Annotated in this window: 19 protein-coding genes and 1 riboswitch; of the genes, 9 read left to right on the top strand and 10 right to left on the bottom strand. The window is 58.7% G+C overall.

All coding sequences use genetic code 11. The features are described from left to right. The first annotated feature begins 154 nt into the window (after positions 1 to 154). Entirely contained in the window at positions 155 to 1,036 is an 882-nt protein-coding gene (locus tag A6070_RS11355; RefSeq protein WP_201257966.1) for an ABC transporter ATP-binding protein, read from the top strand. 53 nt (positions 1,037 to 1,089) lie between these two features. After that, complete coding sequence (locus tag A6070_RS11350) at positions 1,090 to 3,039, top strand: DUF4857 domain-containing protein (RefSeq protein WP_158515879.1); 1,950 nt, start codon at positions 1,090 to 1,092, stop codon at positions 3,037 to 3,039. 69 nt (positions 3,040 to 3,108) lie between these two features. Here the strand turns inward: A6070_RS11350 and A6070_RS11345 are convergent, their stop codons facing one another. The 4 genes from A6070_RS11345 to A6070_RS11330 are packed head-to-tail and all read right to left on the bottom strand — an operon-like array spanning position 3,109 to position 6,802. Further along, entirely contained in the window at positions 3,109 to 4,239 is a 1,131-nt protein-coding gene (locus tag A6070_RS11345) for an LbtU family siderophore porin (RefSeq protein WP_145926351.1), read from the bottom strand. Next, the gene (locus A6070_RS11340) at positions 4,199 to 4,393 is read right to left on the bottom strand and encodes a FeoB-associated Cys-rich membrane protein (protein ID WP_072285857.1); all 195 of its coding nucleotides are present in this window, start codon (positions 4,391 to 4,393) and stop codon (positions 4,199 to 4,201) included. The genes A6070_RS11345 and A6070_RS11340 overlap by 41 nt, the downstream gene beginning before the upstream one ends. A 6-nt stretch (positions 4,394 to 4,399) precedes the next feature. After that, positions 4,400 to 6,562, bottom strand: a complete 2,163-nt coding sequence (gene feoB / locus A6070_RS11335; protein ID WP_072285856.1) for a ferrous iron transport protein B — start codon at positions 6,560 to 6,562, stop codon at positions 4,400 to 4,402. Positions 6,563 to 6,565: 3 nt separating this feature from the next. Next, positions 6,566 to 6,802, bottom strand: coding sequence for a FeoA family protein (locus tag A6070_RS11330; protein ID WP_072285855.1), 237 nt, complete (start codon positions 6,800 to 6,802; stop codon positions 6,566 to 6,568). Positions 6,803 to 7,115: 313 nt separating this feature from the next. Here A6070_RS11330 and A6070_RS11325 point away from each other — a divergent pair, with 313 nt between their 5' ends. Next, positions 7,116 to 7,823, top strand: coding sequence for an Mpv17/PMP22 family protein (locus A6070_RS11325; protein WP_072285854.1), 708 nt, complete (start codon positions 7,116 to 7,118; stop codon positions 7,821 to 7,823). A 236-nt stretch (positions 7,824 to 8,059) separates the two neighbouring features. Here the strand turns inward: A6070_RS11325 and ribB are convergent, their stop codons facing one another. The 3 genes from ribB to A6070_RS11310 all read right to left on the bottom strand — a co-directional run bounded on the left by ribB (position 8,060) and on the right by A6070_RS11310 (position 11,629). Beyond that, positions 8,060 to 8,713 (bottom strand): 3,4-dihydroxy-2-butanone-4-phosphate synthase, encoded by a 654-nt coding sequence (gene ribB / locus A6070_RS11320; protein WP_072285853.1) that lies wholly within the window; start codon positions 8,711 to 8,713, stop codon positions 8,060 to 8,062. 95 nt (positions 8,714 to 8,808) lie between these two features. Further along, a riboswitch (FMN riboswitch) is annotated at positions 8,809 to 8,957 on the bottom strand. Positions 8,958 to 9,088: 131 nt separating this feature from the next. Beyond that, positions 9,089 to 10,237: a YecA family protein gene (locus A6070_RS11315; protein ID WP_072285852.1), complete on the bottom strand. Its 1,149-nt coding sequence runs from the start codon at positions 10,235 to 10,237 to the stop codon at positions 9,089 to 9,091. Positions 10,238 to 10,552: 315 nt separating this feature from the next. Continuing rightward, positions 10,553 to 11,629, bottom strand: coding sequence for a calcium/sodium antiporter (locus A6070_RS11310; protein WP_072285851.1), 1,077 nt, complete (start codon positions 11,627 to 11,629; stop codon positions 10,553 to 10,555). Between the two features lie 23 nt (positions 11,630 to 11,652). Here A6070_RS11310 and A6070_RS11305 point away from each other — a divergent pair, with 23 nt between their 5' ends. Next, positions 11,653 to 12,081: a hypothetical protein gene (locus A6070_RS11305; protein WP_072502088.1), complete on the top strand. Its 429-nt coding sequence runs from the start codon at positions 11,653 to 11,655 to the stop codon at positions 12,079 to 12,081. Between the two features lie 301 nt (positions 12,082 to 12,382). Here the strand turns inward: A6070_RS11305 and A6070_RS11300 are convergent, their stop codons facing one another. The 3 genes from A6070_RS11300 to A6070_RS11290 form a co-directional block, all read right to left on the bottom strand. Then, positions 12,383 to 12,715: a hypothetical protein gene (locus tag A6070_RS11300; RefSeq protein ID WP_072285849.1), complete on the bottom strand. Its 333-nt coding sequence runs from the start codon at positions 12,713 to 12,715 to the stop codon at positions 12,383 to 12,385. Between the two features lie 124 nt (positions 12,716 to 12,839). Then, the gene (gene rimK, locus A6070_RS11295) at positions 12,840 to 13,745 is read right to left on the bottom strand and encodes a 30S ribosomal protein S6--L-glutamate ligase (protein ID WP_072285848.1); all 906 of its coding nucleotides are present in this window, start codon (positions 13,743 to 13,745) and stop codon (positions 12,840 to 12,842) included. Beyond that, positions 13,742 to 14,200, bottom strand: coding sequence for an ATP-dependent zinc protease family protein (locus tag A6070_RS11290; RefSeq protein ID WP_072285847.1), 459 nt, complete (start codon positions 14,198 to 14,200; stop codon positions 13,742 to 13,744). Before A6070_RS11290 ends, rimK begins: the two co-directional genes overlap by 4 nt. 209 nt (positions 14,201 to 14,409) lie before the next feature. Here A6070_RS11290 and A6070_RS11285 point away from each other — a divergent pair, with 209 nt between their 5' ends. From A6070_RS11285 to A6070_RS11265, 5 genes are all read left to right on the top strand, one after another. Continuing rightward, the gene (locus A6070_RS11285; RefSeq protein WP_072285846.1) at positions 14,410 to 14,616 is read left to right on the top strand and encodes a hypothetical protein; all 207 of its coding nucleotides are present in this window, start codon (positions 14,410 to 14,412) and stop codon (positions 14,614 to 14,616) included. 338 nt (positions 14,617 to 14,954) lie between these two features. After that, positions 14,955 to 16,142 carry a glycosyltransferase family 4 protein gene (locus tag A6070_RS11280; protein WP_072285845.1) on the top strand — a complete coding sequence of 396 codons (1,188 nt, stop codon included), beginning with the start codon at positions 14,955 to 14,957 and terminating at the stop codon, positions 16,140 to 16,142. Positions 16,143 to 16,378: 236 nt separating this feature from the next. Then, positions 16,379 to 16,951 carry a phosphatase PAP2 family protein gene (locus A6070_RS11275; RefSeq protein WP_083558455.1) on the top strand — a complete coding sequence of 191 codons (573 nt, stop codon included), beginning with the start codon at positions 16,379 to 16,381 and terminating at the stop codon, positions 16,949 to 16,951. Between the two features lie 189 nt (positions 16,952 to 17,140). Then, positions 17,141 to 18,463: a diguanylate cyclase domain-containing protein gene (locus A6070_RS11270; RefSeq protein WP_072285844.1), complete on the top strand. Its 1,323-nt coding sequence runs from the start codon at positions 17,141 to 17,143 to the stop codon at positions 18,461 to 18,463. Further along, positions 18,463 to 18,846, top strand: coding sequence for a hypothetical protein (locus A6070_RS11265; protein WP_072285843.1), 384 nt, complete (start codon positions 18,463 to 18,465; stop codon positions 18,844 to 18,846). Before A6070_RS11270 ends, A6070_RS11265 begins: the two co-directional genes overlap by 1 nt. Positions 18,847 to 18,852 lie beyond the last annotated feature (6 nt).

Raw genomic sequence — 18,852 nt, 5'->3', positions numbered from 1 at the left:
GCGCGGCAGGGAGTGTCAACACCATGCCTGTGCCTGCCGGCTGTATGCTTCGGCCTGCAATCCGGATCAAGCTCTTGTGTCGTTTTTACAAACGATAATTTGGCGGCGGTCCGATTCCCGGCCCATCTGCAAAAATGTCTAAAGGAAAATAAGAGTGATCATCGAATGCGAGCAACTGTGTCACACCTACGGTGAAATGGATGTTTTGCACAACATATCCTTTAGTGTGCAAAAGGGCGGCGTGTTTGGGCTTCTGGGTAAAAACGGCGCCGGAAAAACCACCATTATCAATATCATCATGGGATTTCTGCGTCCCACCGCTGGATTTTGCCGGGTTCTTGGTGAGCCCGGTCACGCCTTGTCGCCTCCGACTCGCAGTCGCATTGGCCTTCTCCACGAGCGCTTCATTCAGTATGACTTCATGTCCATTGCCGAACTGGAACGTTATTACGCCGGTTTTTATCCCCGCTGGGAGCGCGAACTTTTTTTCGATCTGGTCAACCGTCTCCAGGTGCCTTATGAGCGTACGCTTGGCCGCTTGTCCTGTGGACAGCGATCTCAAGTGGTTTTGGGGCTCATCGTGGCGCAGCGCCCCGATCTGATGATCCTCGATGATTACAGCATGGGGCTTGATGTCGGTTATCGGCGGCTGTTCGTCGAGTATCTGGGAGAGTATGTGCAAAAATATGGAACCACCATTTTAATCACCTCCCACATCGTTCAGGAACTGGACCCGATCATTGATAATCTCATCATTCTCGACCATGGCCGGGTCTGCATTTCGGGCCGCAAGCAGGCCTTTATGGAGGAGTTCCAGTGCTTCAGTTTCGAGCGTTCGCCATCTGCGGAGCGGCTCGAGGAGGGTGAAATGTTGGTGCGCGTGGAGCATGTGGGTGGGCGGACCCTCGTGCATGGCTTTATTACCGGCGCAGAGTTGGCCGGCTATCTGGATGCGCACGGTGTTTCGCATGAGACGCTGCGGCGGTTGCCAATGAACTTTGAAGATGCCTTTATCGGTTTGACCGGAAAGTACTGAAAATGCTCAGGCGTTCACCTTTGCATTCCTTGCTGTTGAAGGAACGCATCAAATTGCGATACATAGTCTGGCTTTTGCCACTGCTGTTGTTCTATGCAACTGTAGACAGTTTTCTGATTCTCAAGGCCGTGCATCGCGCGCACGGAAGCTTCGGTCTGGTTTTCACACTGTTGACCCGGGAACCCCTTTTTTTCAGGAGTTTCCGGGTGCTGCTGGTGGCCGGCGTGCTGCTGGCCTTTATGCAGGTCTGGCCGGAAGTGCGTGGCAAGCGGTTGCGCCTGCTCTTTCACACGCCTTTGCCACCGGAGAAACTGGTCGGCATGACGTTGCTTTGTGGCATGATAATCATGCTGACGGCCAACCTGGTTGCTCATATGCTGCTTGCCGGCACCATGTTCTTTTTTCACATCCCGACCGATATTATCGGGCCGGTGTTGCTGACCTTGCTGCCGTGGAGTTTGTTGAGCCTGATTGTTTATCTGGGTTGCGCGGCGCTTCTCTATAACGACAGCATGGTTTTTCGCGGTTTTGTCTTGCTTGCCTGTATCGCCATGCATGGGTTGATGGCCCCTTTTGCGGGATACGGTCTGCAGGCGCACGCTTCCGGCCTGTATGCGGTTTTTTTGCTGTTTTTCAGCGCACTGGCTTTTTTCGCCTGTCTGCGCTTGTCAAGTGCCCCCGACCAGAGATTAATCTACCGTCTTGCCCGTGCCATCAGTCTGACCTTGATCATCCTGTCTTTGTGTTCGCTGCTTCCCGATCTGTACTGGCGTTTCGCCACGCCCAGGCAGGTGCGCCACAAGCTTTTTTACAGTCCGGTCCATGAACAGTTTGTCGTTGTAAAACAGTTCCCCGACAAGGTGATCGGTCCGTCGGGCACGGGGCACAGCCGCATCGAGCTGGAGGACGGCACGCCGCTGAGCCGTAGACAGATGGTTTATGCCCTGCCGATCCTGCATGCGGACAGCCTGCTCAAATGGAACGCTTTTCCCGACAATATTCAGGGGATCCACCTCACTCCGGAACAGGCCCGCAACAGCTGGCGATACCTGACCCTTCATCCGCATGACTGGAATGCGCCGGAACCCAGGCTGCACTTGCTGCTGGAAAGCGAACCGGAGGGGGCCAGGCTGGAGTTGCCGAGCGATTTCTTCCGCCTGAGCGCCGCCCGCAGCGCGTTGGAGTTTATCAACCCCCGGACCGGTTGTGTCGATCGGGGCAAGAGCACACACTTCACGGCGGCCCTGCGCGGGGCAGGATTCAGTTTCCCGGTGCGGGCTTTGGCCGGCAATCCCGACCCGCGCAAGGATTACGACGAAGGTTATCTGCTGCTTGATGGGCAAAACCGTTTGTTTCAGCTCAAAATGGCCCGTGGGGCGCCGGTCTGCCGTGCGGGCGGTGTGCTGCCGACAGGCGTGGTGCGGGGCATGATTCTGATGGAACACCGTAGCAGCGAATTGCTTGGTCTTATCATCACCGCTGCCAAGGTTTTTGGCGTCATGCAAAAGGATCTGTCTTTGCATGCTATCCCGATTTCCGGGTTTGATGCCGACCGGACCCGTTTCAGCCTGTGGGCCGATCTGCTTGGCAAGTGCGTGGTCAGCGGGGACGTAACGGATCCCTGCGGGGGCAGCCTGGGGCAGGCCATGACGCCCGATTTCAGTATCCGGCGGGAATATTACCAACCCCGGGAAGCGTCGGACATTTTATCCATGCGCCGACGGGAACAGGTTGCCGCCGTGCTGTTCCCGTTGCGCCTGGTTCAGCAGGACATCACCCGTACCTTTGCCCATTTGCGCCTGGAGCCGACCCGATTTGCCGGTCTCGGGGCAATCGGCAATCTGCTGTGTGTTTTGCTGCTGATGGTGCTCCGCTACTGGAAGCGGGTCTCTTTACGTTGGTGGGAATATGCCCTGGTCGGGATTTTCGGACTTGTAGCTCTGGTGTTGCTCTGGTTGGAAAAGTTCCCCGTAACGCCCAAATGGCGCCGGTTTGGAATGTAATATCATGCAGCCCTCGTTCCCCGGAGCTGGTCTGTAGCCGGCCCCGGGGACGAAAGCCCAGGGGAGGGGTCAGAATTCGAAAGCGAGCTGTGCGGTAAGCACGTCCTGGTTATCGTGGTTTTCAAATTCGCCGTGCAGATATTCGAGGGACAGGGTGGTGCTTTCGAACAGCCCGTAGCTGGCGGCGATTCCGTACTGGTTGTCCGGCAGCAGATCGCCGAGGTCGTCGCCGCCTTCGTATCTGGCGGCGACAGTCAGTTTGTCGGTGACCGCGTAGCCGAGTTCGGTGTTCCAGGTTTTGGGCTCCAGGGACTGCCCGTCGTCGAAGGCCAGTTCACCGGCTCTGAATTTTTCCAATGCACCGACGTATTCGGCGATCAGGGTCAGGCGATCCTGCCAGGTGGCGCTGAAAAAGGCTCCGACGCCATTGATTTTTCGACGGATGCTGTGGTCGATTTCCTCCGACAGCACATCGCTGTCGGCCAGGTTGGAAATCCAGGATACCCCGGCACTCAATGCCAGTCCGGGAATGGCTTCACGCGGCATGTTGTAGACCGCGCTGGCGACAAAGCTGTCAAGATGGCTGTCTTTGCCTGTTTCGTCGACATCGCCGTTAAAAACGCCGAAGGACAGCTCCAGCAAGTCACTGGCGTAGCCGATGACCACCGCCGATTCGCGGGTTTCACCCAACTCCAGCGTAAGCGGGTCGCTGATGAAGTGGGTTTCGAAGTTGCCGAAGGGGACATACATTTTTCCGGCCTGCAGGTACATGGGCACCACGTCTTCTCCGTCGAGACGGATGAAGGCTTCATCCACGTCCAACGGTTCGGTTTCGTCTTCTTCCCACAACAGCAGGACGTGGCCCGAGACATGTTTGACGAAATCGACATCGATGCCAAGTTCCACCGTCGCCAGGGTCAGGTCGCTTTCGTTGCCGTCAGCGTCGGGGTCATCGGAATCGACGTTGACATAGGCTGCTTCCACTTCGATCAGTCCGCCGATGCTGATGCGGTCCAGCCAGCTGTGCAGACCGCCAGCCGATTCCTCCAGCGTTGCGACGCGGTCGGCGAGACTCCGGGTTTCAGGTTCGGCGGCCAGAACCCAGGCCGGAAAAGTTAATGCGAGTCCCAGAATCAGAAAAATGGAACCTGATTTGCCCTTAGCGATCATGGCGTTGGGTTTCGCCTTCTGTCGATGCACGGTGTTTCTCCTTTTCGGATGTCAGTGGTTGATGGCAGGTGCCGCAATTTCCTGTGCAGCAATTCATGTTGGCTGTGTTGAATTTTTGGAGCAGTTGCCGGATGCCATAAACAGCGGCTATCAGAACAATCGTGCCAACCAGCAGTTTTTCCATGGGCCGTTATCCTCCAAACAGGGTTAAGGATCCGATCTGGTAGACCAGGGTTGCCAGGATGAAGGCCAGGGTGGTGTTGAAGATCACGGAAAAGGCCCCCCATTTCCATGAGCCGGCTTCGCGGGCGATGCACACCACCGTGACAAAGCAGGGGGCATAGAAGATGGTAAACACGATCAGGCTCAGGGCGACCGCCGGATTCCAGGCCGGCGAGCTTGCCAGGGTCTGGGACAGGGAGGCGGTTTCTTCCGGGTCGACTGCTCCAAGGGAATAGGCGGTGCCGAGAGTGGAAACCACCACTTCCTTGGCGGCAAAGCCGCCGACCAGGGCGATGTTGGTTCGCCAGTCGAATCCGGCCAGGCGTGTCACGTTTTCCATGGCGATGCCGATGCGACCGGCGATGGAATGGCGCAGGGCGGCCTCGGCCTGGCGGGCGTCGATGGCCTGCAGCTGTTTTTCCATGTCCCGCGGGGCGAGGGCGGTGACGGCGGCCCGTTCCGTTTCAAAGCTCTGCTCGCGGTTCTCCGGCAGGCCGGGAAAGGTCATAAGCGCCCACAGCAGGATGGAGATGGCCAGAATCACGGTGCCGGCTTTTTTGATGTATTGCCAGGTGCGTTCCCAGGTGTGGATCAGAAGCCCGCGAAACGTCGGCAGACGGTAGGGAGGCAATTCCATGACGAAGGGGGTCGACTCGCCTCGGATGATGGTGGAGCGCAGCAGCTTTGCGGCCAGCAGAGCACCGATCCAGGCCGTAATCGTGATGAAAAGCATGACCCTGGCTTCGTTTTCGGCGAAAAAAGCCCCTACCAGCAGAGCGAAGACCGGCAGTTTGGCGCCGCAGTTCATGAACGGAGCGGTGAGCAGGGTCGCCAGCCGTTCTCGCGGCGATTTCAAGGTGCGGGTGGCCAGCACGCCGGGTACCGCGCAGCCGCCGGCGATGCCGCCGGAGACGATGAAAGGCATGACCGACGCACCGTGCAGGCCGAAGCTGCGAAACACCCGGTCGAGCATGAAGGCGACCCGCGCCAGATAGCCGGAATCTTCCAGAATCGCGATGCCGAAGAACATGAACATGATGATCGGGGCAAACCCCAGCACGCCGCCGACGCCGTCGATGATTCCCGAAACAATCAGTGATTTGAGAAGCCCGTCGGCCAGGTTGGACTCGGCGATGCCGCCCAGCCATCCGAAGAGGCCTTCCAGCCAGGCGACGGGCCATTCGCTGTAGGTGAAGGTGAATTTGTAGAGGCCCATAATAACTGCAAGCATGATCAAGGGGCCGGCGATGCGGTTGGTGAGAACCTGGTCGATGCGATCGGAGAGAAACAGGCGATTGCGGTCCTGATTGTGGCTGACCACGCCCTGCCTGATCAGTGATTTGATATAGCCGTAACGGTGATCGGCAATCACTGCTTCGGGACAGGTGGCCAGCGTGTCGTCAATGTGCTTGACGACCTGCTTGCGGACGGCTTCCAGGGCGATGAACAGATCGATGCTTTGTTTCTGGCAAAAGGTTTGGATCTGTTCGTCGTTTTCCAAAAACTTCAGTGCCAGCCAGCGCGGCGGGCAGTTCAGGTCCGGCAGCACGGCGCAAATGATCCCCTGCATTTCTTGCAGGGCAAGGTCGATGTCCTTGCCATAGGACAGCGCCAGTGGTTCGGTTTTGCTGCCGTTTTCTATCAGTTGTGCCGCGGCGCGCATGAGTTCGGTTTTGCCCTGTCCGCTGCGCGCCACGGTAGGAACCACGGGGATGTCCATCAGCCTGGACAGCTTTTCGCCATGAATTTCGATGCCGCGTTTCCGGGCCGCATCGACCATGTTCAGGGCTATGCACACAGGTATGCCCAGTTCCCTGAACTGCACGGTAAGGTAGAGATTCCGCTCCAGATTGCTGGCGTCGACGATATTGACAATGGCCGCCGGTTTTTCCTGGATCAGAAAATCCCTGGCGACCATTTCTTCCATGGAGTAGGCGGTTAGGGAATACATGCCTGGCAGGTCGATAAGGTTGAACCGCTGTCCGTTGAGAACGTAAGCCCCCTCTTTTCTCTCCACCGTGACCCCCGGATAGTTGCCAACGTGCTGGCGCGCACCGGTAAGGGCGTTGAAAAGCGTGGTTTTTCCGGAATTGGGGTTCCCCGCCAGGGCTATGGTGATACCTGTGCTCATTTTTCAGTCCTCCACGGTCACGTCAATGTAATCGGCTTCACTGTTGCGCAGGGTGAGGGTAAATCCCATGATCCGGATGGCCACCGGATCGTACAGGGGCGCCCGTCCCTGGATCTTGACCTCGGCGCCGGGAACCAGCCCCATGTCCCGGATCCTTTTTCCCAGCTCTCCTTTTGCCCGCACCTCGGTGATAACTCCGCTCTGGTTTTCCTTCATTTCCCGCATGCTGAGTCTGAACATTGGCTGTCTCTCCCTGATGCATGTTGCGGCATGCCGCGGCACGCGAACACCCGTTCAAATGTGCAACGCCTGTTGTGAAATTGAAAACAATTTTCAGGAAAATAGACGACCGTTTCTGCGATGTCAAGTTTAAAATTGACAATCGTTTTCATTTGTTGCGACGCCATCGTCACTGTCAAGTTGCAGCGTTGATGTCTGTCGTTATGCCTTCGGAGTTTTTTTTGTCGCCGGTTTGGGGTAGTATGCGGCGGGGCGGACAGGCGGAGGCCGTTCGCCATTCTGAATCGGGCTCTTTTTTATCGGGAGGAATGTCGTGAAAAAAAACGATTGGTTGTTTATTCTGTGCCTGGGACTGTTTTTCGGCCCGTTCGTTGTGTCGCGCCAGCTGCTGGATCTGTATCTGGCGGCAGTCGGCTCCCGGCCCTTGTTGATGAGCTTCGTCAAGTTCGCCGTTCTTGCCACTTTGGGCGAGGTTATCGGGCTGCGGATTTCACGGGGCGTCTATTACCGGAAGGGCTTCGGCGTGCTGCCGAAGGCGTTCGTCTGGGGGTGTCTGGGTATTGCAATCCAGTTGGTTTTTGTGATGTTTGCCGTCGGCGCACCGGCGGTGGTGAGCAGATTCTTCACGGCATTGCCGGCGGATGTTTTAAAGCAGGGAGTCAGCGGCGCCAAGCTGCTGGCGGCTTTCGCCATCAGTGTCAGCATGAACCTGATTTTTGCGCCGATGTTCATGACGCTGCACCGGATAACCGACATGCATATCCAGCAGACCGGCGGTTCCTTGAGGGGTTTTTTCCGTCCTATCGATTTCAGTCGTATGCTGCAGCAGATCGACTGGCAGGTCATGTACGGCTTTGTGTTCCGGAAGACGCTGCCGCTGTTCTGGATCCCGGCCCATACCGTTACTTTCCTGCTTCCGGAAGTGCATCGGGTATTGTTCGCGGCCCTGCTCGGGGTCGTTTTGGGTACAATCCTGGCAGTAGCCGGCCTTGCCAGGGGAGAGCGTGCGGCGTCGGCGTAACAAGGCCGGGGCCGGGATGCGCATAAAAAAGACGCGTTGCTCAGGAGGTGAGGCAACGCGCCAAAAATGGAGGTGTTGGTTTGTGATTTGCCAACCGTTCTTATCGACGGCCTGTCGATGGACTGAGCATACCCCGCCCGCGGTTGTCGGGCCACGTGGATTGCCGTAAAAAATCAGCGGCAAACCCTCGCCGCAAAGCTGTGCTTTTGAACAGGCGGGTTCCGCTTTGGGGTTTTTCAGGCCGATTTTTCCATGCCTTGTTCCATAGCCATCACCAGATCCTCGATGCTGACCACGCTAAGGTAGTGACGTTCTGCAAAGGTGATGATTTCGGACAGGCGCGCCATGCTGCCATCTTCGTTGGTCAGTTCACACAGCACCCCCGCCGGTTTGTAGCCGGCCAGACGCATCAGGTCGACGGTTCCTTCGGTATGTCCGCGCCGGGTCAGGACGCCGCCGGGACGGGCGCGCAGAGGGAACACATGGCCAGGTCGAGCCAGATCGTCGGGGCGGCAGTCATCGGCGATGGCGGTGCGGATGGTGGTGACCCGGTCGGCTGCCGAAACTCCGGTAGTGACGCCGTGGCGCGCTTCGATGGAGAGGGTGAAGGCGGTCTGGTTGGCGCTGGTGTTGTTCCCAACCATCTGCGGCAGTTCAAGCTGTTTGAGTTTTTCATCGGTCAGACACAAACAGACGATGCCGCTGCACTCACGGATCAGCATCGCCATTTGCATCGGCGTGATGGTTTCGGCGGGAAAGATCAGGTCGCCTTCGTTTTCGCGGTTTTCATCGTCCACGAGCAGCACGCCGCGACCTTGGCGCAGGCGCTCTACAGCTTTGTTTACGCGTTCAACTGGGGTTCCGAAACGGTCGAGCAGAGACAGGGACATCACGACGCTCCTTGAAATGGTGAAGGGTTGCATCTCAAGGCGTGATGGGGTTGCGCGTGGTTCGCGGGGAGTCGAGGCGGCAGGCGCCTGCAGGCATGCATTCTCTCCCGTCCGGACTGTAACCGTCGGCCCCGGATTCCAACCGGGTCAGCTGGCCTTCCCTGGGGGACAGGCGCTCGCGGGCTTGTTTGCGCATGGCAACATCACCGCCGGTGGGGACTTTCACCCCGCCCTGAGAATTTTTATCGCGCTCAACATATCGCCGGTCGCCGAAGGTGTCAACGGTTTTTTACGCCAGCAGAATACAGCATGGCGTCCCGCCGGCAAGGCCCGAGTTGCAGGCTTTCCCGGCGGGACAGTCGCACCTGTTCTCTGTCACCCGACTGTTTCCAGAAGGGTGGCCTGCTTGCCCAATCGGCGGCTGAGTTTACGCAGCATGCTGTCTTTTTGCTCCGAGTCCGCGATTTGGATGGTCAGGCGGTCGCCTTCGATGAAAATGCGCCCCAGTTCGGGGTTGTCGGCAGCGGAAGGTTTGCGGTTGCCTTTTTCCAGCCAGGGGAAAGCCATGCGACGGGGCTGGCCCTGTTCATTTACCTCGGTATCCGGGGGTAACTCATCGTCACCCAGCTTCCAGCTCAGGGTGCGCAGCGCTTCGAAGGCCTCCCGGACAGTGCAATCCAGCCGGTACGCCAAGCGCGCCCCGTTCCCGGAAGTCACGGGAGACGTTTCCTGCTGTGCTGTGGCCACGGTATCCCCGGCGCTATTTTCCTGCTCTTCGTCCAGCTTTTGCATTTCGCTGCGGATTTCGAAATAGCAGCTCCTCAGCCGATCCGCCATGGCAAAGAGCGTGTTGCGATCGATACCGCCGAGATTTTTTTGCATGGCGTCGCGTACCTCGATAAGGCGTACCTGATAGGCGTCGGGGATGGCAAAGGGCGCACAGCCGAGCAGGATGGCCGCGTTGTCGATGGGCAGTACCTGGGTGTACAGGAGATTGCCGCGGGACAGCAATGTGGAGGCTTTCTGCTCGAACACTTCCAGTTCCCGCGGCCAGAACAGGTCGCGCAGGGTTATGGAGATTCCGGGGTTGAGGTCGGAGACGACGAAAAAGCTGAAGGGTTGACGGCAGGCTTCATCCAGAAATCGACGCTGCATGATGGGGAGTCGATGGCCCATGCGACGGCGATAGCGGCCGGCCAGGCTTTCAAGCGGCTGCTCGCCGGCTCCCGTTTGCCAATGCAGCAGCAACCAGGACAGGAAACAGGTATTGGCCTCAGGCTGGGACTGCGGATCGGGAAGGTCTTCCCGGCTTCCGCAAAAAACTCGCCAGGCCTCCGTAATTCCTTCGGGGCCCAATTGGTTTTGGGCCTGCTGGAACAGGATGTGGAACAATTCTTCTTCGGCTTTGCGCAACGGTTCCACCGGTGGGCGCGCCTGGCCAAGGTCGTTTTTTACGAGACAGCATTTCTTGAATTTCAGGCCGCTGCCGCAGGGGCAGGGCGCATTCCGGTTGATTTTGCTCATCGGGCTACTCCATGGGCTTTTCCGGAGGGTGGTATTCCGCCGGGCAAGGTGAATCGGGGTGAATCACGGTTTTATCGCATGATCGATCCAGTCTTCGATTGGGCCTCACGGCCAGGGGCGCCTGTCTGCACGGCGGGATTATGCGAATCCGGATAAAGCTCACTCCCAGTACAAAAAGCTTCTAGATATCACAGGTCAACCCGAAACTGCAAAAAAAACCGCAGAAGTTTCTTTGATGGATGCGATGTCGGGAAGCAAAACCCGTGGATCGGGAAATCGTCCGCGAAAATAAGGCATCAACGACGAATGGTCAGCTCAGGGCGCTTTGCGGTGATGGCGCAATCCGCGCCAGAGAGACAGTGTAAGCGTGATCGCGGTAAGGGGTATGAAGAAAAAAACCATGGCCTGCACGAAGGCCCCCATGCGGGGGTGATGCATGGAGTTGAGGACGGTGAAAGCGGTATAGGCTATAAAATAGGCCAGGAACAGCCCCCCTTCCCAGCGGGCGATGCGATGTTCAGTGAGGAAAATGGGCAGGCAGGCAAAGCTCGCCGCGAGCATGATCGGCAAGTCGACCATCATGGCCTGCCGGGGAATGTCGATGGCCACTGGTGCAATCCCGGAGGTCAGCCCCAGCACCACGAGAATATTGAAAATATTGCTGCCAACCACGTTGCCCACGGCAATATCCCGCTGACCGCGCAGGGCGGCCAGGGCCGAGGTGGCCAACTCGGGAAGGGAGGTCCCGACCGCCACCACGGTCAGACCGATGACCATATCGCTGACGCCGAACCAGGTTGCTATATCGACGGCGCCGCCGACCAGCCAACGGGATCCAAGCCCGAGCATCGCAAGGCCGGCGACGATCTGAACGATCTGCAGAAGACGTCTGGGCCGCGGTCGTCCGTCCAGTTCACATTGTGGCGCCTGGCCGTTGTTTTCGCGCCGGCTGCGCAGAACCGTCCAGGTGACATAAACCGCGGCGCAGGCAAACATCAGCAGCCCTTCCCCGCGGCTCACGCTGCCATCGAGGCTCAGCAGCATAAACAGCAGCGCCGCGCCGATCATGATAGGCACTTCGAGCCGCACCACCTGACGGGATACCACCAGGGGCGCGATCAACGCCGAAACACCGAGGATCAGGAGGATATTGCAGATATTGCTGCCCACCACGTTGCCGAGCGCCAGCCCGGCCTGACCGTTCCATGCCGAAAACGCGCTGACGGCCAGTTCCGGTGCGCTGGTGCCGAAGGAAACCACGGTGAGGCCGACCACCAGCGGTGAGATGCCCATATCCGAGGCCAGCTGCGCCGCTCCGCGAACCAGCAGTTCGGCGCCGCCGATAAGAATAATGAAGCCTGCCAGAAGCAGGATGAATGTCAAAAGCTGCATAATTTCCCCCGGGAAAGAATCGCATGAAAATCCGCGCCGCCGATAGCCATGGCGCGGTGGTGAACGCCCACGGTAATATGATGCAACCCGTAAATTTTTTCAAGGCGCTGCCGTTAATTGCCGGGGGGAACAGGCCCGCCAGGTTTTTTGCCCTTGTCCCGGCCGCCGTAACACCCGCCCGGACACCGCCGCAAAATGGGCTGGCACCGCCGAGCCCGGACCGGAAGCGCGGTTTTGCCGATGCGGAGGCAAGATTACTCCTGATCCTGCCCGGGCCACGGCAGGACCGACCCTTCGTTGCCCGGAGCGATAACGGTTTGCAAAATCCAGCCGGTATTGTCCCAGGGCAGGCGTTCGTAGCCGGGCTCGATGCCGCTGTGGAAGAATCTGCCCAGGGGCGTATCGTAGTATCCCCCGGATCCCTGGGCATCATGATCTCCTGTCCTTTGTAATAGAGCCGCCCCTCAAGGCCTTCACTGCGGGTGCCGGGGTTGCGGATTTTGACCGCGTAAGTCCAGTCATCCTTGCTGATGGTCCGGTTCTGGCTTTGTGACGGGCGCGCAACGACCATTTTCCCGATTTGATCAGCCGGCATCTGGCCGGGGGGACCGCCGCAGGCTGCCGCTGCCAGCAGACCCAGTCCGCCGGCCAGTGTAAGTATCCGTTTCATCGTTGAGTTCCTTTGTACTGGCTGCATATCAAAACGGCAGGCCCCGTCGCGGGGCCTGCCGTTTGTCACATTGCGAGCGGAGCTTATTTGTCCTTGCACTGCCGGTAGCCTTCGCGGCAGCCTTCCAGGGCCTGGTCGTCGCCGGCGGCCTGCTTGATGCAGTCCATGAACACTTCGGCACAGGCGGTGGTTTTGGCCTGGCGTTCCTCGCACTGCTGGCTTTGTTCCTGGCAGCGGTCGAGACAGCGCTGGTAAGCGTTGGCATTTTTGGATTGCTCGGCCATTTCGTCGCAGGCTTTTTCACAGCGCGAAGCCTGTTCCCCACAATGATAGTCCGGCATGCTCCCAGCGGAGGCGGGAATCGTGAGAATGGTCAGAAACACCATTGCCAGAGAAAACAAAAGCGTGCTTTTCATGGTAGCGATTTCTCCTTTCCGTTCATGTTTGCAAAAAACGATCGATACCTCTACCTATCATTAATCGGAGGAAATTTGAAGTTTTTTCACTCTGTTGGCATTTGTTGCCGGCTGCCGGCGGATGCTATCCCCGGCCTCGCGTTTTTGTTTTGCCGGGGCGGGTATGCTTTTCGATGAAGTGGATAATCGCGTCGGCGACATCCTTGCCGGTGATCGTTTCAATGCCCTCCAGCCCCGGTGAGGAATTGACCTCCATGACAATCGGACCGCGATCCGATTGCAGGATATCGACTCCGGCGACGTTCAGTCCCATGATGCGCGCCGCCTTCACTGCCGTGACACGCTCCGCCGGGGTGAGCCGCACGGTCGAGGCTTTGCCACCGCGATGGATGTTGGAGCGGAATTCACCTTCGGCTCCCTGGCGTTTCATGGCGGCGACCACTTTGCCGCCGACCACCAGGCAGCGGATGTCCGCACCGTGGGCTTCCTGAATGAATTCCTGCACCAGAATCTGCGCTTTGAGGCCCTTGAAGGCTTCGATGACGCTCTCGGCGGCTTTGCGGGTTTCGGTCAGTACCACACCGATGCCCTGGGTGCCTTCCAGCAGTTTGACCACCAGCGGCGCGCCGCCGACCCTGGCGATGAGATCCTGCGTATATTGGGTCGAATGGGCAAAACCGGTTACCGGCAACCCGATGCCCTCGCGGGACAGCAGCTGCAGACTGCGCAATTTGTCGCGGGAGCGGCTTATGGCCACCGACTCGTTGACGCTGTAGACGTTCATCATCTCGAACTGTCGCACCACTGCCGTGCCGTAAAAGGTGATGGAGGCTCCTATGCGCGGAATAATGGCGTCGAATCCGCACAGTTCGTCGCCCTTGTAATGGATGGTCGGGCGTTCCGAGGCGATGGTCATATAGCAGCGCAGCGGATCGATGATCCTGGCCTGGTGACCGCGGATAATGGCGGCCTCGTACAATCTGCGGGTGGAATAAAGTTCGGGGTCGCGCGACAGGATGCCGATTTTCATGGGTGGTGTCCCGGATCGTAGGCTTGGCTCAATTGACGTCCCCGCAGATAGGAGGCCGCCGGGTCGACCAGCAGCTGGCCGGCCATGGCCGAGCGGCCCAGCAACATGCGAAACCGCATGGTTGTACGATCGGTAAGGGCGATTTCGATGGGCCACTGCATTTCGCCGAAACGTACGGCGGTCTGGATGATATAGCGCATTTCCCGGTGGCCGCCGCTGTCGGTGATTATCCGGCGGTCCTTGACCGGCGCTTCACAATTCATGGCGATATCGGTGCGGCGCTGCAGGGGGTGCAGGCCGAAACGGACATGCTCCGCGCCGTTTCGGCGAAAGGGTTCGATAAACCAGGCATGCAGCGACGACGTGCGTGCGCCGGTATCGATCTTGGCCTTGATGGCGGGTACGCCCAGTTCGGGCAGGGCCAGCCATTCGCGCCAGCCTACGGATGATTTCATGGTGAAGCCTCTGCGGTGAAAGGGCACGGCCCGACCACGGGGATGGAAAGCCTGTATATGAAGCAAGCGGGCCCAATTTGCAACATGTATTATCGCGCCAAAGCGAATTTTATCGAACCGGGCATGAAAACATAACCCCGGCGTAATCCGTTTCTAATGGCGTCACGATAGCCTCCTGTCCGAACCGCTGATACAAGGAGGCGAGGCCGATGCAGCATAACTACGAAAACAATCCCTTTGACATTCCCTGGCCGATGCGTGGCAGTCGCATGGCGCAATCCCTGCTGATAACTCCCCTGGAACATCTGTTTGGCATCAGGCAGTTCCGCAAGCTGTATCAACTTCTGCCGGAGACATCTTCCCCCGAGGCGTTTTGCCAGGCAGCGCTTGAAGCGCTGTCCGTCGGCTGCGTCTGAGATGGCGGCTGCGCTCCCTGCAAAGGCAATGTGTCTTTTTGCAGAAGCGCATGCAGGCCGCCAGTCACTGAATCCATATGCGATTCTAACAAACACCTTACATGTTCGGGGAAGAATAAGACGCAGGTTGGCATTCGACAGATGCGGAGGTAAACGCCATGGCATTTCTTTTCGGCTTGCTGATGCTGGCTGGTTTTTGCGGTCTGGGCTATGCCTACTACCGGATTGTCCGCAAAGCTGCCCGCCGGTTGCAGCGGCTTTTCACGGACGAGACGTGACGGGCCGGCCGGCGCCACCGGCAATGATTTTTCTTTCGACATTGGAGGAGCGATGGACACATGCCGCTGAAGCTAACCCTGGTTTCCGAAACCTACATGCCGCAGATCAACGGCGTGTCCCGTACCCTTGAGCGGCTGGTTGAGCACTGCCTGCAATGCGGCGATCAACTGCAGCTTCTGGTGCCGCACTATCGGGACCGGGTCGCGGACAGCGCTGGCGTGGTGCGGCATGCCTGGCGCGGTATGCGGCTGCCATTTTACCGGGAAGTCTGTCTGCCCCTGGCGGTGACATCGCTGGTGCGCCGTCAGCTGCGCCGTTTCGGTCCGGACCTGGTGCATGTGGCCACGGAGGGGCCGCTGGGCCTGGCGGCGTTGAAGGCCTGCCGGCAGCTCGGCCTGCCGGTGGTGAGTTCTTACCACACCAATTTTCCGAACTATCTGGCTTCCTATCGATTGGGGCGGCTGGAACCGCTGGCATGGCGTTATCTGCGCTGGTTCCACAACGCCACATCAACAACCCTGTGCCCGACCCCGACAATTCGCGATATGCTCGCGGCACGCGGCTTCGAGCGTGTCAAGGTCTGGGGCCGGGGGGTGGATACCCGTCTGTTCGACGTTTCCCGTCGCGAGGAAGCGGTGCGCCGCAAACTGGGAATCGGTGCCCGGGAGGTGGTGGCGGTATATGTTGGACGGCTGGCGGCGGAAAAAAATCTTGAGCTGCTCATGGAAGCCTGGCGGCAGCGCTCACCCGGGGGCCCGGACCGTCTGCTGCTGGTCGGGGATGGACCCTTGCGGTCTCTTCTCGAAAGGCGGGCGCAACCGGATGTGATATTTGCCGGATATCGCCAGGGCGAGGACCTGGCGCGCTGCTACGCCGCCGGTGATTTCTTTGTTTTCCCGTCGCTTACCGATACCTTCGGCAACGTCATGCTGGAGGCTATGGCGTCGGGGCTGCCGGTCATCGGCTTCGACGTTGCCGGCCCGCGGGATATTATTCGTCACGGTCAGACCGGTCTCATTGTGGAAGAACGTAACGCGGCGGCGCTGGCGCTGGCCATGGGACAGCTGGCGGGCATGGCGCGGCAGCGGGCCCATATGGGCCGGGCGGCGCGCAAGTTTGCCAAAACACAGAGCTGGCAACAAATCCTGGAGCAAATTCGTGATCAGTACCGTGTTGTCATGTCCTTTGTCCAACATGGAGAAACTCGCCCCGGATATGCTGGCCGAGATCCTGAACGACATTATTGAAAACCGTCGTCTGACATTCGTCTGACATCTTTGTACCAACCGATCATCGAAATCAGGACCGGTGGTGTTGTGGGGCATGAAGCGCTGCTGCGCGGCCCTTCCGACAGCCCGTGAACGCGGCGAAACACAACTTTAGCGAACCTCTAATCAACCCGAAATTACGGGCCGCTATCCTTTGGCGCATAATCCCGGGCCGCGTCGCGGCATCTTTTGTCTTTTGCCAGGAGGGGGTGGTTATGTCCGGTTCTTACGCGCACAGAAGATGGGTTGCCGGTTACACACATTATGTAACACCTGTCGAGGCTGCTTTGATGCGGCGTCTTGGCTGGCTGCGCGATTATCCCTGGCTGACAGCAGGGTTCAAGTTGGTGAGCCGCCTTGGCGACGGCGTTCTTTGGGGAGCCGTCGCCGTCACTCTGCTGCTGGTCGGAGGTACGCGCGAACGGGCGGCGGTGGGGGCGGCAGCTGTAGCCGCTGTGTTGGCGATTGCCCTGTTCAGTATCATGAAACGGGTGATTCGCAGGCCGCGTCCCTTCGAGCGCTGGTCGGATCTTTCCTGCCTGATGATGCCTCCGGACCGTTTTTCCTTCCCTTCAGGTCATACCCTTACCGCATTTGCCATGTATGGCAGCCTGGGGGGGCTGCTGCCGGTATTGGTGCCTCTGCTGCTGACCTCGGCCGTGTTGATTGGTCTGTCGCGGGTCTACCTCGGTGCTCATTATCCGACCGATGTGTTGGTCGGTGGCCTGCTCGGCACCTTGCTGGGGCGCCTGATTGCCTGGAGTTGGTGCGCTTGGCTGCCTTTTTAAAGTGCCATGTTCTGATTGGTTTACCGATGTGCTGATCCAGAAAATCCTGCAGAAAGTTGAACTCAAATCCGCGGTGGCGGCGTCGACGTATCAGGCGTTGCGGGAAATGGCGCGACCTGGCCCGATCCTTGAAAAGAAAACGGTTTGGTGTAAGAATGGTCCGATATAAATCCAAGGACGACCTGACCGTTGATACGACTTTCGGTTTCACAAAAAATTGCCGCGGGATACCTGCTGGTGGTGGTTTTCTGCCTAACGGCCATCATTTATGCTCTGACGGTGCTCGGCGATCTGACCCGCCGTTCCGAACAGCTGGTGGTCAGGGAATTCGGGGCTGTGGTGCTGGCGCGGGATCTCTCCCAGGCATTGTGGGATCAGGAACGTCTGGAAAAGCAGGTCCTGATTCTCAAGGACGCCTCCATGATTCCCCTGATCGACGCGCGGCAGCAGTCTGTTGACACCCTTATGGAGCGGTTGCGGGCGCTCTCCCTCGGGCAGCGCCTTGATGCGGTTGAGCAGCGCTTTGCCAGCCTCGAAGCGGCGCAAAGCGAGGCCCGCGCTCTGCTCGATGAGGGGCTTTGGCAACGGGCCGAACGTCATTCCGCGGAGGTGGTCACGCCTTTGCACGAGGAGACGGTCGATAGCCTTGAAGCGTTTCGTCAGCGTCAGGAAGCTCTTATGGATCAGATGCTGCACGACTTTTCCGATCGGAGCGGCAACGCCTACCGTCTGACATTGCTGCTGGCCGCTGTCGGCATCGGGCTGGCCGCCCTGGTGGTTACCGCCGTCATTCTCAAGATGCAGCGTGCCCTCGCCCGCCTTACCGAGGCCACCCGGGTGATTGCATCCGGCCGCTTCAATCATGCCGTCGGGCTCGAAGGGGAAGACGAGTTCGGACGCCTGGCGCGTGACTTCTCTGAAATGGAGAACAAGCTCAACGAGTTGCAGCGACTCAATCTGGACGCCAATCCGCTGACCCGTCTGCCGGGAAACCTCGCCATCGACCGGGAACTGGAAAACCGCATTGCCTCCGATCGGCCCTTTGCCCATATTTATATCGACCTCGACTATTTCAAGGCCTACAATGATCGCTACGGGTACCTGTCCGGCAGCGAAATTATTGCCCGGGTCGGCTCCATGATCAAGGATGTTGCCGCGCGTCTCGGCAACGCGGAGGATCTCATCGGCCATATCGGAGGTGACGATTACGTGGTGTTGAGCACCCCCGACCGGGCCGAAGCCATATCGGCTGCCCTGATTCGGGAATTTGACGCCATGGTTCCCGGATTTTACTCGGAACAGGATCGCGTCGCCGGTTTCTTCAAAGGGCTGGATCGTTATGGGGTCGAGCGACAATTTCCGCTGTTGTCCATGTCCATCGCCATTGTCTGCTCGGACAATCTGCGCAACCCCTCCGCCGAAGCCATTGGCCGCGAGTGCGCCAAAATGAAGGAATATCTCAAAAAACTGCCTGGCAGCAATTACCTGCTGGACCGCCGGGAGAAACGGTAATGATGCGTTTGCTGTGCTGCCTGTGCCTTGCCTTGCTGGTCGGGGGGTGTGCCTCGCGACCCATGCCCGGGCTTTTTACTCCGCGCGATCAGCAATTGTTTGTCCAGGGGATGGACGATCTGTTGGCCCACAGGCATCCGTCACCCGCCTTCGCTGCTTTGCAGCAGGACTGGCCGGAGAGCCCCTGGACCCGCAAATCCCTGGAAATCGCGGAGCTGGTGAAAACCATCCAGACGCAGCAAAAGGCCATCGACCAGCTGCGACGCGACCAGGCTAACCGCGTTCGGTTGCAGAACACGCTTCAGGCCAAGGTCAAGACTCTGGAAAACGAGCGGGAAAAGTTGCGGCAGCTTCTGATCGATCTGGAAACCCGCGGCAGGTAGCTCGTC

This window comes from Syntrophotalea acetylenica (genome assembly GCF_001888165.1).
Lineage (GTDB): Bacteria > Desulfobacterota > Desulfuromonadia > Desulfuromonadales > Syntrophotaleaceae > Syntrophotalea > Syntrophotalea acetylenica.
This window is presented reverse-complemented; position numbering and strand designations above follow the sequence as displayed.